Raw genomic sequence first — 12,878 nt, 5'->3', positions numbered from 1 at the left:
ACCACGACACCACCATCTTCGAACCACACCCGCCCAGCCACAAGCAGTTTTCCCTCACCACCGAGACGCGAAGCGGCTTCGCCGCTCGATACGCCCCTGCGGGGCTACTCGACCAGCATGGGGTGAGGGCGGGCCCCGATACGCCCCTTGCGGAGCTACTCGGCCGAGTCGTCCTCGGAGGGCTCGGCGACCTTCCGGCCGTCGGCGCCGGAGGCGTCGCCGTCCACGTGCAGGTCGGTGTCGCCGGGGATGCTGAAGTCGCTCAGGGGGTCGAGCGGCCCGTCCTCGTGGCTGGCGGAGTCGGGGGCGTCGCTGGTCTCGTCGCGTGCGGTCATACCTGCACCCTACGAGCGTCCGACGAGCCGCTGCACCGCGGTCACCGGGATCGACAGCCACTCCGGGCGGTTGCGCGCCTCGTAGATCGCCTCGTAGATGGCCTTGTCGAGCTCGAAGGCGTCCAGGACGGCGCGGTGCGCGGTGACCGCGTCGCCCGCCTCCTCGGTGTAGCCCTCGAGGAAGGCGCGGCGGCTGGCCAGCGCCCAGGTGGCCCGGGAGTCGCCCGGGGACGCCTGCTCGTGCGCGCCCGCCGCGTAGTCGAAGGAGCGGAGCATCCCGGCCACGTCGCGCAGTGCGATGTCCGGCAGCAGCCGCTCGTGCATCGGCCGCAGCGGCTCGCCCTCGAAGTCCAGCAGGACCCAGCCGCGGCCGGGCACGGCCAGAACCTGGCCGAGGTGGTAGTCGCCGTGGATGCGTTGCAGCCGCGGCCACGGGGCCTGCTCGGCCGCCTGGAAGACCGCGTCGATCGCGTCGGCGTCCTCGGCGATGACGGGCACCTCGGAGGAGGCGATCCGCAGCCGGCGGCGCATGGTCGCGATCATCCGCTGCACGACCTCGGGCGTCGCGTCCTCGGTCGGCATCACCTCGGCGAGGGTGTAGTGCACCTGCGCGGTCGCCAGGCCCAGCTCACGCGCCGGCCCGGTGAAGTCGGTGTCGCCGGCGACGGCTTCGAGCGCGACGCGCCAGGCGTCCTCGACGCCCGGCAGGAACTCCTGCGCGAAGGCGAGGTGACCGAAGGCGCGGCCGGTCGGCTCGCCGCGGTCGTCCCACTCGCCGGTGACGTTGCCGATCACCGGCGGGACGAGCGTGCTGCCCGCCGCGTTCAGCGCCGACTGCACGGTGACGTCCGGGTTCTCGCCGTGGTGCAGCGCGCGGAAGACCTTGACGATCACGGGGGTGCCGGCCGAGCCGTCCTCCGCGGTGGTCTGCACGATGATCGAGGTGTTCGACTGCTCGCCGCTGAGGATCCGCGACGACGCGAATGCGCCGATCACGGCACCGGGCTGGCGGTGTCCCTCGGCGCGGGCGCCGCCCAGAGCACCCTGCGCGTCGGAGGAGCCGCCGTCGGCGATGAGCTCGAAGAGCGCCCGCGCGAACAGCGGGTCGCGGGGCCCGTCGTAGACGAAGCGGGTGCCGTCGCTCTCGATCAGCGCGTCCTCGAGGCCCGCGACGGGCGCCGAGCGCACCGTCACCGGCACCTGGTAGAGCACCGGGCTCGAGCCGGCCCGGTCGATGACGAGGTGCACGACGACGTCGCCGTCGGCGCGCTCCAGGCGCCACTCGCCCCGGATCTCCAGCTCGGGGCGGCGCCCCTTACTCGCGTACCACCGCTGATCGGCGACCCAGGCCGCGGCCCGGTCGATCGACAGTCCTGCGCTCATCTCTGCACTTCCCCTCGGTCGGCACCCCGAACCTTACGCGGCGCGATCGACGCTCCGGTGGGGCTTGCGGCGCGCCCACCCGATCCGGATCCCCGGCTCAGGAGTCGCGGGTCTCCTCCGCCAGCCTGAGCACGTCCAGGATCCAGGCGTACTCGAACGCCACCTCGCGCCAGCGCTCGTAGCGCCCGCTCACGCCGCCGTGCCCGGCCGTCATCTCGATCTTCAGCAGTGCCGGCGCGCCGACCTCGCGCAGCCGTGCGACCCACTTGGCCGGCTCCACATAGAGCACGCGGGTGTCGTTGAGGCTCGTTGTCGCGAGGATCCGCGGGTACTGCACGCCCTCCCGCACGTTCTCGTAGGGCGAGTACGACTTCATGTAGGCGTAGACCTCGGGGTCGTGCAGCGGGTCGCCCCACTCGTCCCACTCGATCACGGTCAGCGGCAGCGACGGGTCGAGGATCGAGGTCAGCGCGTCCACGAACGGCACCTGCGCCAGGATCCCGGCGAAGGCCTCCGGGGCGAGGTTCGCGACCGCGCCCATCAGCAGGCCGCCGGCCGAGCCGCCCTGCGCGACGAGGCGCTCGGGCGTGGTGAAGCCCGCCTCGACGAGGTGACGCGCGGAGTCGACGAAGTCGGTGAAGGTGGTGCGCTTGGCGAGGGTCTTGCCCTCCTCGTACCAGGAGCGGCCCATCTCGCCGCCGCCGCGGACGTGCGCGATGGCGAAGACCACGCCGCGGTCGAGCAGCGAGAGCCGGGCGATCGAGAAGCCCGGGTCGATGCTCGCCTCGTAGGAGCCGTAGCCGTAGAGCAGGAGCGGCGCGGGGGCCTCGTCGGGCGCCGCCGCATCCTTCCGCCAGACCAGCGACAGCGGGATGCGCGTGCCGTCCCCGGCGGTCGCCCACTCGCGGCGCTGCTCGTAGCGGGCGGGGTCGTAGTCGCCGAGCACCGGCTGCTGCTTGAGCACGGTCCGCTCGCCGGTCGCCACGTCGAGGGTGAGCACCGTGGAGGGGGTGACGAACGAGGTGTAGGCGAGCCGCAGCGCGGGCTGCTCCCACTCCGGGTTGCCGGCGAGGCCCGCGTCGTACAGCGGCTCGTCGAAGACGATCTCGTCCAGGCGCGCGCCGCCGTCGCCGTCGATCAGGAGGCCGAGGCGGGTCGCCCCCGCCTCGCGGTAGGAGACGACGACGTGCCGCGCGAAGGCGTCGACGCCCTCGATCCGCCGGCCCGGGGTGTGCGGGACGAGGACGCGGCGCTCGGCCGCCCGCTCCTCGGGGGAGAGCGCGAGGTCGGCCGGCTCCTCGACGATCTCGAAGTCGAGCGCGCCGTCGTTGTGCACGATCAGCAGGCGGTCGCGGCCGTCGACGACGGCGTGGTCGACCTCGTACTCGACGCCCTCGCGGCGCGGCCAGACCGAGCGGAACTCGCCGGCCGGGTCCTCCGCGTCGAGCAGCAGGCACTCGCTGGTGATCTTGCTGCCGATCTCGATGACGAGGAAGCGGCGGCTGCGGGTGAGCCCCACGCCGATCCAGTAGCGCTCGTCGGGCTCGGAGAAGACGACCTCGTCGGCGGTCGACTCGGTGCCGACGGTGTGCCGCCAGATCGTGTCCGGCCGCCAGGACTCGTCGACCGTGGGGTAGAAGACGAAGCGGGCGTCGGCGCCGAAGGTCGCGCCGCCGCCGGTGCCCTCGACGATGTCCGGGAGGTCCTCGCCGGTGCTGAGGTCGCGGATGCGCAGGGTGTAGCGCTCGTCGCCCTCGACGTCGGTGCCGAAGAGCAGGAAGCGCCCGTCGCTGGACACGTCGAAGCTGCCGAGCGAGAAGAAGTCGTGGCCCTCGGCCTCGATGTTGCCGTCGAGCACGACCTGCTCGCCCTCGAGCGGTCCGCCCTCGGCGATGGAGGGCGGGGTCCAGTCGTCCGGGCCGGAGATCGGCGCGCGGCAGTGCACGCCGTACTGGCGGCCCTCGTAGGAGCGGGAGAAGTACCACCAGGCGCCCTCGCGGACGGGGACCGAGAGATCGGTCTCCTTCGTGCGCGAGCGGATCTCGTCGAAGAGCCGCTCGCGGAGCGGGGCGAGGGGAGCGAGGAGCGCGTCGGTGTAGGCGTTCTCGGCCTCGAGGTGCGCGATCACCTCGGGCTCCTCCTTCTGCCGCAGCCACTCGTACTGATCGACCACCAGATCGCCGTGGTGACGGCGTTCGAGCGGGACACGGCGGGCGACGGGAGGGACGGGCGCGGTCATCGCTCCAGCCTAGGCCGACCTCGCGCCCCGCCGCGGGCCTGCCGCCGGGAGCGCCGTCCGCGTGCGCACAATGGACCATGGCTCAGCGTGCGGACCGGACGAAGGCGGAGGCGCCGCGGCGCGTGCAGACCGAGGTGGAGCGGAAGTACGACGTCGACGCGGACACCGCCCTGCCGGACCTGATCGGCGCAGGCACCGTCGCCACGGCGCTCGCCGAGGAGCCCGTCCGCCTCCGGGCCCAGTACTTCGACACCGCCGGCCGCGCCCTGTCCCGCGGCCGGATCACCCTCCGCCGTCGCGAGGGCGGCGAGGACGAGGGCTGGCACGTCAAGCTCCCCGGTTCGGCCGGCCGCACCGAGATCCACGCCGCGCTGACAGCCTCCCGCACCGTGCCGGCCGAGGTCCGGGAGCCGGTGCTCGGCCACGTCGGCCGCTCGCGGCTCGAGCCGCTCGCCACCCTCGAGACCGTCCGCTCGATCATCCGCGTCGCCGACGCCGCCGGCCGCCGCCTCGCCGAGATCGCGGACGACCTGGTCATCGCGCACGACCAGCGCTCGGGCGTCGAGCGGCGCTGGCGGGAGTGGGAGGTCGAGCTCGTCGACGTCCACGGCCCCGAGGGCGAGGCGGTGCTCGACGCGATCGAGGAGCGACTGCTCGCCGCCGGCGCCCGCCCCGCCGAGAACGCCTCGAAGCTGGCCCGGGCCACCGGCGGTCCGATCGAGGACGCGCACCCCGCACCCCAGGACGGCGGGGAGGCGGCGCTCGCCGCGATCCGCGAGCTCCTCACCGGCCTGCGCGCCGTCGATCCGCGGGTGCGCCTCGAGGCCGACGACGCGCTGCACCGGATGCGCCTGCACACCCGCCGCCTGCGCAGCGTCCTCGCCGCCTCCCGCTCGGTGCTGGAGCGCGAGGCCCTCGATCCGCTGCGCGACGAGCTGCGCTGGCTCGCCGGCGTCCTCGGCGCCGCCCGCGACGAGGAGGTCCTCGCGGCCCGGCTCCGCACCGCCGTCGACGAGGCGGGGGAGGGACTGCCCGCGAAGGCCGTCGCCGGCACCACCCTCTTCGACGCGATCGAGCGCCGGCACGCGATCGCCCTGCAGCGGGTCGCCAAGACCCTGCGCGGCGCCCGCTACCTCGCCCTGCTCGCCGCGCTCGACGCCCTGCTGGCCGACCCGCCGCGGACGGCGAAGGCCGGCGCGAGCGCGAAGAAGCTCGTCCGCCGCTCCCTCGCGAAGGAGGTCTCGCGCGTCGATGCGGCCCGCACGGGTGGAGACGACGTCGAGGCCCGGCACGAGCTGCGCAAGGCCGCGAAGCGCCTGCGCTACGTCGTCGAGGCCTGGAGCGCAGTCGTTCCGGACGCCGTCGGCGCGAAGCAGCGACAGATCGCGAAGGCGGCGAAGGCCGTCGCCGACGCGCTGGGGGAGGAGCGCGACGCCCTCGCCGCCCGCGACGTGCTCCGCGCGCACGCACTCGTGGCGGCCCGCCGCGGCGAGCCGGCGTTCGCCCTCGGCGTCGCCTCCGCCCGCGAGGAGAGCCGGGCTCACGAGGCCGCGCGAGCCGGGGACGCGGCCCTGGAGCGGCTGCACTCCCTGTCAAGCTGAGCAGGACGGTCATCCGCACGAAACGGGCGGCGGATAATGTGAATCATGCCTTCCGTCCGTCCTCTGCCGTCAGCCCTCCTGCGTCCGCGCCATTTCGACCGTGACGACGTGGTCGTCCATGCCGGTCTGTTCTCGCTGGTCAACTCGAGTACGACCCCGCAGGCGGCCTGGACCGAGGACCTGATCGCGCTCGGCGAGGTGCTCGACGAGGCGGAGTTCCCCTACCGCCTCATCCGCGGCACGAAGGGCGCGCCCTTCCTCGCGATCGACCGCTCGCTCGGCGCCGAGCTGGCCACGCTGCTCGCGCGCGCCTTCGCGACCGAGCCGTTCTACGTGAAGACGCTCGACAAGCGCGGCACCCCGCCGCTGCTCCTGGCCGAGGGCGCGATCGCCCCCTACCCGCGCGCCGCGGTCTTCTCGCTCTTCCGCCCCCGCGTCTCCTCGAGCGGCTCGCTCCGCTACGGCGCCCGCAGCGGCGTCCGCCTGGAGTTCTGGAAGGTCGGCGAGGAGGAGATCACCACTCCCGCCGAGAACGCGCTGATGCGCAGCAGCCTCCCGGTCGCCGAGGCGATCGACGCGCACGTCGAGGCCTACGGCCGCACCTGGCCAACCTTCGAGGGCATGTTCGAGCCGCTCGTCAGCGACATCCGCTTCGACGTCGACATCGTCTTCTCCTGGGTCGACGGGACGGACCTGGAGTTCCAGCGCGCCCGCGCCGCCCGGATGGCCAGCTACGTCGTGGGTGAGGGCGACGACGCCCCCGCGCGCTTCCGTCAGATCGACGAGCTCAAGTACGCCCTCCGCAGCGTCTACATGTACGCGCCGTGGGTCCGGCACATCTACATCGTCACCGACTCGCCGCGCCCGCGCTGGCTCGACGAGCACCCCGACGTCACCCTGGTCCGCAGCGAGGACCACTTCCGCGACCTCTCGGTGCTGCCCACGCACAACTCGCACGCGGTCGAGAGCCAGCTGCACCGCATCCCGGGCCTCGCGGAGCACTTCCTCTACTCCAACGACGACATGTTCTTCGGCCGCCCCGTCGACCCGTCGATCTTCTTCTCGCCCGGCGGGATCACCAAGTTCATCGAGGCGACCACCCGCATCGGGATGGGCGACTCCAACGCCTCCCGGAGCGGCTTCGAGAACGCCGCCCGGGTGAACCGCCGGCTGCTCCGCGAGCGCTTCGGCGCGATGACGACCCGCCATCTCGAGCACGCCGCCACGCCGCTCCGCAAGAGCGTGATGGCCGAGCTCGAGACCGAGTTCGAGCCGGAGTTCACCGCGACCGCCGCGAGCCGCTTCCGCTCGGCGAGCGACGTCTCCGTCACCAACTCGCTGTACCACTACTACGCGCTGATGACCGGCCGCGCGGTGGTGCAGGAGAACGCCTCGGTCAAGTACGTCGACACGACGATGCACCAGGGCCTGAAGGACATGAAGAAGCTGCTGAAGAACCGCGGCGTCGACTTCTTCTGCCTCAACGACGGCAGCTTCCCCGAGATCTCGGCGGAGGCGCGCACCCGCGCCGTGATCGACTTCCTCGAGGAGTACTACCCGATCCCGGCGCCCTGGGAGCGGGTGGACTGAGCATGGCCTGGGCGATCGGCGGAGGGGTCCTCGGGCTGCTGCTCGGGCTCGCCAGCGCACTCGTCTTCCCGGGCATCGGGGTCGGCGCGGGCATCGGCGTCGGGATCGCGCTCGGCGCGGCCCTCGCCTTCGCCGGGCACCTGTTCGCCCTCGACCGCAGTCGTCCCAAGCGCTGACGTCCGTTCTGCAGGCGATCCGCGGCTCCGGAGCCTCGGTCCCGCGGACGGGATCGTCTCTCGGCGCGGATCGCCTGCAGACCGGACGCAGTCCCCTAGGCGCTGACGCTGACGGGCTCCGCGACGGGCGGGTAGAGCGCCTCGACCTGCTCGAGCGGTGCGGCCGTGGCCGGCGCGATCTCGACGCCGTGCGAGGCGAGGATCCGCTCGGTCTCGTTCGCCGAGACGTAGGACACCTCGGTCGAGGCGCCGATCGGCACCACCGAGTGCAGCACCGTGCCGTCGTAGACGTGGATGAGATTGAAGGCCTGCGCCGAGTTGCGGGCGCGGGTGCCGCCGACCGGCACGTTGAGGTCCTGCGTGTAGCAGGTGGCCGACGCGACGGAGACGGGGATGCCGGCGAACGTCGCCGTCGAGGAGTAGTGCAGGTGGCCGGCGATGATGCTGCGGACGTCCGAGCCCTCGAGCACCTCCGCGAGCGCGGGCTGGTCGCGGAGCTCGACGAGCACCGAGAGGTCGAGGACGCTCGGGACCGGCGGGTGGTGCAGCGCCAGGATCGTGCCGTGCGGTGCGGGGCTGGAGAGCTCCTCCGCGAGCCAGTCGAGCTGGGCGTCCGAGATCTCGCCGTAGTGCGCGCCCGGGACGGTCGAGTCCAGCGCGATGATGCGCAACCCGTTCACGTCGTGCACCCGGTCGATCGGCTGCGTGGTGGGCAGCTGGTCGAGCAGCCCGGAGCGGAAGGCACCGCGGTCGTCGTGGTTGCCCATCACCCAGATCACCTCGGCACCGAGGCGGGCGGCGGCCGGCTCGACGACGGCGCGGAGCTTGGCGTACGCCTCGGGCTCGCCCTTGTCCGCCAGATCGCCGGTGATGACCACGGCCTCCGGGCGACCGCCCGAGGCCTCCAGCTCGTCGAACAGGCGGCGGAGCTGGGCCTCGCTGTCGACGTCGGAGCCGTACAGCCCGCCGTCTCCTGCGATGAAGTGGGTGTCGCTGAGGTGAAGGATGAAGTGGTTCGGCCGGGGGTACTCGGCCTGGCGGACAGTCATGATCCTCGGGTTCCACGATCGGTGGGGCCGGCTCGATCGAGTCGGCGTCGGTACGGGATGTCGCATGGTGCTGTACTGCTGGTCCGCGGGCTGGGAACTGCTCCCGCGAGGCTCAGTCCATCATCGCGGGGTGAACGGCGGGCCAACGAGGCCCGGCGCGTCATCGAACGGTTTTCCCAGATTCGGCGGCGGACAGTGGCTCCGCCCTCAGGAACCGCTCACCGGGTGCGCACTCGACGCACACCGATCGCCCACGCCCCGCATCGGCGTCGCAGAGGGAGTCGTCAGAGCTCGAGCAGGAGCCGCGCGTAGAAGGCGATCGCGCGCTCGAACTGGTCGACCTCGACCGACTCGTCGGCGCCGTGGATGCCGAGCTGCTGCTGCGGGCTGATCTCGAACGGGATGAAGCGGTAGACACCGTCGCTGATCGCGTGGAAGTGGCGGGCGTCGCTGCCGCCGGTCTGCACGTAGGGCGCGACGATCGCCTCGGGGAAGACCTCCTGCACCACGCGGCGGAGCACGTCGTACGGGCCGCCGTCGCCGGGCTCGCCGGTGGGGGAGACGGGGGAGGGCTCGTGCGCGACGCGCACCTCGATCTCGACCTCGGGGTCGTCGATCACCGCGCGGATCCGCTCGACGACGCCGGCGACGGTGCCGCCCGGGTTGATCCGCACGTTGGCGACCGCGCTGGCGGTCGACGCGAGGACGTTCGCCCCGGTGCTGCCGCGCAGCTGCGTGATCGCCACGGTCGTCCGCAGCATCGCGGCGGAGCGGTTGGAGTGCGCGGCCAGGGCCGCGACGACGGCGTCCGGGTGCTCGTGCGGCTTCGCGTACCAGACCGCGTGCGCGGCGTCGGCTCGGGGCGCGGCGGCGCGCACCAGCTCGGCGATCGGCTCCGGAAGGGTCGAGGGGAACGGGTTCTCGGTGAGGCGGTGGATCGCCCGCGCGAGCCGCTGCGTGGCGAGCATGCCGGGCAGGGGCGGCGGGGCGGAGGCGTGCCCGCCCGCGTCGCGGCAGGTCAGCTCGAGGTTCATGATGCCGCGCTCGGTGACGCCGATGACGGCGATCGGCGTGGTCACTCCGGGCACGATGCCGCGGCGGACGTTGCCGCCCTCGTCGAGCACGAAGCGGGGGCGCACGCCGCGCGCCCCGAGCAGCGCGACGATCGACGGTGCGCCGTCCCCCGCCGTCTCCTCGTTGTGCGTGGAGACCAGGTAGACGTCGCGGCGAGGACGCTCTCCCCGCAGGACGGCCGCCTCGACGGCCTCAAGCAGGGCGACGAGGGAGCCCTTGTCGTCGAGCGCGCCGCGCCCCACGACCGCGGTGCGGCCGTCCGGGCGGAGGACCGTATCGGCCGCGAACGGCGCGATCGACCAGTCGTCGGGGGTGACGCTGACCACGTCGTAGTGCGCCATCAGGACCGACGGCTCGCCGTCCTCGGTGCCGCGCCAGCGCCAGACCAGGGAGTGACCGGCCACGGTCTCGCGTTCGAGGGCGGCGTGCAGGGCGGGGTAGAACTGCTCGAGCAGCTCCTGGAAGACGCGGAACCGGCTCCAGTCGGTGTCGGACTCGTCGGAGTGCGACACCGTGTCGACCCGCAGCAGGGCCTGGAAGCGCTCGAGCGCGGTCGTCGTCACCGGGCTAGCCTACGACGGCGGTCCCGACCCCCCGGACCCGGCGAGCGGAGGTGCGGCATGGGCGTGCGGCCGCCGACCGATCCGCTGCCCGAGGTCTGCGTGGTCTACGTCCTCCGCGAGTCGCCCCGCGGGACCGAGGTGCTGCTCGGGCGGAAGCTCCGCGGTCTCGGCGAGGGCCGGGTCGTCGCTCCCGGCGGCAAGCTCGAGCCGGGGGAGTCGCCCGCCGACGCGGCCGTCCGCGAGCTGGCGGAGGAGGTCGGCCTGCGCGCAGATCCTCGCGACCTCGAGCCCCGCGGCTCCCTCGACTACTTCTTCCCGCACCGCCCCGCGTGGAGCCAGCGCTCGCACGTCTTCGTCTGCCGCCGCTGGTCGGGCGAGGTGGTCGCCTCGGGCGAGCTCGCCGCAGCCTTCGTCCCACTCGACGAGGTCCCGTACGGCCTGATGTGGGACGACGCGCGCTTCTGGCTCCCCGCGGTGCTGAACTCCGGCGCCGTGGTCGACCGCACGTTCGAGTTCGGCGCCGACCTCGAGCACGTCGTCGATCGGTCCTGATCCCGCCGTCCGGTCGCTTCGGCGCCAGATCTTTGACGCGTTCCCGGTGATTCGTCGATCGTTCTCGGGCGGAGAGGGAGCCCGGCCCCGGGTGAGCCCCGCGCTGAGGAAGAGGTGACGGCGATGAGGACTCGCCTCCTGCGGAGGACGGCGGCTGCGCTGGTCGTGCTGACGACCCTGCTGGGCATCGGTGCGCTCACGACGGCGCCCGCGGCGGCGCTGACATCGGGGACGAAGTCGAACGAGCCCTGGGTGGTGCAGGTCTACGACAAGATCGTGGGAATCCAGACCAACACCTGCACCGGCACGGCGATCGCCGCCGACTGGGTGCTCACCGTGGACCACTGCCCCGTGAGTCACGTCTACTACCGCTACGCCCCGTCGCCGACGGAGGACGAGGTGACGGAAGTGGTTCCGGTGGCGGAGTCGATCTCGCTCGCCCCCGCGGACATGAAGCTCCTCCACCTCTCCCGCCCGCACGCGCTGCCGCACTACCCGCGACTGGTGCCGGGCGGCTACCGGGTCGGCTCGGTCGGCCACCTCTACGGGCTGGGTCCGGACATGTTCCCCACGCAGAGGACCGAGAAGGTCTGGATCAGGAGGGTGGGACGGATGCCGAACGGTCTCATCGGCTTCCACTCGACAGCGACGACCGGCAGCACCGAGCAGATCGGCGAGACCGGCGACTCGGGCGGGCCGCTGATCGTGAACGGGAACCTCGTCGGGGTGTTCTACGGGACGACCCTCCCCGGTGAGCGGGTGCCGATGATGGGGTACACCGATGTGCGACCGGCAGTGGAGAAGCTGAAGCAGCTGCAGGGGCGCGACCGATCCCCCCGGGAGGCGGCCTCGGACGCGGCGGCGGGCATCACCGAGGTCTCGGTCGTCCGCGGGTACGTGGAGGCGACGATGAGCGAGGGGCTGGTCCGCTCCGGGAAGCGGGTCGTCGTCTGGGTGAACGGCCGCTACGCGGGTGACTACAACGAGGGCAGGGGCTGGTACGCGTGGAAGTACGACGTCCCGGGCGGCACGAAGATCGTGCCCACCACGCCCGTGAAGGACGGCGACCTCGTCCAGGTCGGCGAGCTGGCCTCGGGCGTGGACGTCGCTGCGGCCGACCTGCTCTTCCAGTCGACGCTCACCGGCGTCGACAGCGTCCAGCGGACCGGTGACCGGGTCGCGGTGACGATGAGTCGCGCGCTGGTGAACTCCGGGAGGCGGGTCGTGGTCTGGGTCGACGGCGTCTACCGGGCCGAGGTGCTCGACGACGTCTCGCTGTACGCGTCGAAGTCCAACATCGACGGCGCCTCGATCGTCACGCCCGACGGCACCGTTCCGGAGGGCGCACTCGTCCAGATCGGGGTGCTGCCCGCGGGGACCGACCTCGATCAGGCCGAGGTCCTCGACGCCCGCGTCCTCTGACGACGGCGCGCACTCCGACGGCCGGTTAGAGCTCGAGCACGTCGCCCGGCTCGAGGGCGTGGTACTCGCCGCCGCCCTCGCGGGTCGCCCAGCCGAGGCGGTCGTGGCCGAGCTTCTGGCCCGCCTCGGACAGCACGCGCTCGTGCGTTGCGAAGGCGTGCCGCGGTGCGAGCTCGAGGACGTAGTCGATCGACTCCGCGATCTTCATCCAGGGTGCGCCGCTGGGGGCGGCCAGCACCTCGACGTCGACGCCGGCGGGGACGGTGAAGGAGTCGCCCGCGTAGTAGAACCGGCCGTTCACCAGCACACCGACGTTGTCGATCACCGGGATGGAGGAGTGGATCACCGCGTGCCGGGAGCCGAAGAAGCGCAGCTCGAACGGCCCGACCTCGACCACGTCGCCCTCGGCGATCGTCTCGACGTCGAAGCCCTCGGCCGCCGCGGCGACACCGGCCGGCCCGAGGATCCGCAGCGCCGGGTTCGCGGTGCGCAGCCGCTCCAGCTGCTCCGCCGTCCAGTGATCGGCGTGCTCATGGGTGATCACGACCGCGACGGTGTCGGCCGAGCCCTCAAGGGGCCGCGTGAAGGAGCCGGGGTCGAGGACGAGCCGCGAGCCCGCCTCCTCGACGAGGACGGTGGCGTGCTCGAGCTTGGTCAGTCGCATGCTCCGAGCCTCTCGCGGGGGCGACCGCGGTGCAAGACGGTCCCGGGGAGCGCGCCGTCCGCCCGCTCGATTTGCACCGGTGCGGATCCGTGTGCAACACTCTTCGAGTTGCAAAAACGCGGCCCCATCGTTTAGCGGCCTAGGACGTCGCCCTCTCACGGCGGTAACGCGGGTTCAAATCCCGCTGGGGTCACCACGGCAACACGAGAAGAACCCCCGGTCATGGCCGG

The 12,878-nt window shown here is 72.7% G+C and carries 11 protein-coding genes and 1 tRNA gene; 6 read left to right on the top strand and 6 right to left on the bottom strand.

Annotated features, from left to right (window positions below; all coding sequences use genetic code 11):
- Positions 1-155: 155 nt before the first annotated feature.
- From EDF43_RS20865 to EDF43_RS20855, 3 genes are all read right to left on the bottom strand, one after another.
- On the bottom strand, positions 156-335 hold the full coding sequence (locus EDF43_RS20865) for a hypothetical protein (RefSeq protein WP_123702986.1): 180 nt from the start codon (positions 333-335) through the stop codon (positions 156-158).
- A 9-nt stretch (positions 336-344) separates the two neighbouring features.
- Positions 345-1,718, bottom strand: a complete 1,374-nt coding sequence (locus EDF43_RS20860; protein ID WP_132438369.1) for a phosphotransferase — start codon at positions 1,716-1,718, stop codon at positions 345-347.
- Positions 1,719-1,815: 97 nt separating this feature from the next.
- Positions 1,816-3,957, bottom strand: coding sequence for a S9 family peptidase (locus EDF43_RS20855; protein ID WP_132438368.1), 2,142 nt, complete (start codon positions 3,955-3,957; stop codon positions 1,816-1,818).
- Positions 3,958-4,034: 77 nt separating this feature from the next.
- Between EDF43_RS20855 and EDF43_RS20850 the strand changes: the two genes are divergently transcribed.
- From EDF43_RS20850 to EDF43_RS22050, 3 genes are all read left to right on the top strand, one after another.
- Positions 4,035-5,558, top strand: coding sequence for a CYTH and CHAD domain-containing protein (locus EDF43_RS20850; protein ID WP_132438367.1), 1,524 nt, complete (start codon positions 4,035-4,037; stop codon positions 5,556-5,558).
- 108 nt (positions 5,559-5,666) lie between these two features.
- Positions 5,667-7,148 carry a stealth family protein gene (locus EDF43_RS20845; RefSeq protein WP_243646392.1) on the top strand — a complete coding sequence of 494 codons (1,482 nt, stop codon included), beginning with the start codon at positions 5,667-5,669 and terminating at the stop codon, positions 7,146-7,148.
- Positions 7,149-7,150: 2 nt separating this feature from the next.
- Positions 7,151-7,324: a hypothetical protein gene (locus tag EDF43_RS22050; protein ID WP_165909224.1), complete on the top strand. Its 174-nt coding sequence runs from the start codon at positions 7,151-7,153 to the stop codon at positions 7,322-7,324.
- A 95-nt stretch (positions 7,325-7,419) separates the two neighbouring features.
- Here the strand turns inward: EDF43_RS22050 and EDF43_RS20840 are convergent, their stop codons facing one another.
- On the bottom strand, positions 7,420-8,373 hold the full coding sequence (locus EDF43_RS20840; RefSeq protein WP_132438366.1) for a phosphodiesterase: 954 nt from the start codon (positions 8,371-8,373) through the stop codon (positions 7,420-7,422).
- A 284-nt stretch (positions 8,374-8,657) separates the two neighbouring features.
- On the bottom strand, positions 8,658-10,010 hold the full coding sequence (locus EDF43_RS20835; RefSeq protein ID WP_132438365.1) for a M20/M25/M40 family metallo-hydrolase: 1,353 nt from the start codon (positions 10,008-10,010) through the stop codon (positions 8,658-8,660).
- Between the two features lie 57 nt (positions 10,011-10,067).
- Between EDF43_RS20835 and EDF43_RS20830 the strand changes: the two genes are divergently transcribed.
- A complete protein-coding gene (locus EDF43_RS20830) occupies positions 10,068-10,562 on the top strand; it encodes an NUDIX domain-containing protein (RefSeq protein WP_132438364.1) in 495 nt (164 codons plus the stop codon).
- Positions 10,563-10,685: 123 nt separating this feature from the next.
- Positions 10,686-11,984 (top strand): trypsin-like serine protease, encoded by a 1,299-nt coding sequence (locus EDF43_RS20825; protein WP_132438363.1) that lies wholly within the window; start codon positions 10,686-10,688, stop codon positions 11,982-11,984.
- Positions 11,985-12,009: 25 nt separating this feature from the next.
- Here the strand turns inward: EDF43_RS20825 and EDF43_RS20820 are convergent, their stop codons facing one another.
- The gene (locus EDF43_RS20820; RefSeq protein WP_132438362.1) at positions 12,010-12,648 is read right to left on the bottom strand and encodes an MBL fold metallo-hydrolase; all 639 of its coding nucleotides are present in this window, start codon (positions 12,646-12,648) and stop codon (positions 12,010-12,012) included.
- A 120-nt stretch (positions 12,649-12,768) separates the two neighbouring features.
- Here EDF43_RS20820 and EDF43_RS20815 point away from each other — a divergent pair.
- A tRNA-Glu gene (locus EDF43_RS20815) sits at positions 12,769-12,844 on the top strand.
- Positions 12,845-12,878: the final 34 nt, after the last annotated feature.

The organism is Rathayibacter sp. PhB179, from assembly GCF_004345345.1.
GTDB lineage: Bacteria > Actinomycetota > Actinomycetes > Actinomycetales > Microbacteriaceae > Rathayibacter > Rathayibacter festucae.
This window is presented reverse-complemented; position numbering and strand designations above follow the sequence as displayed.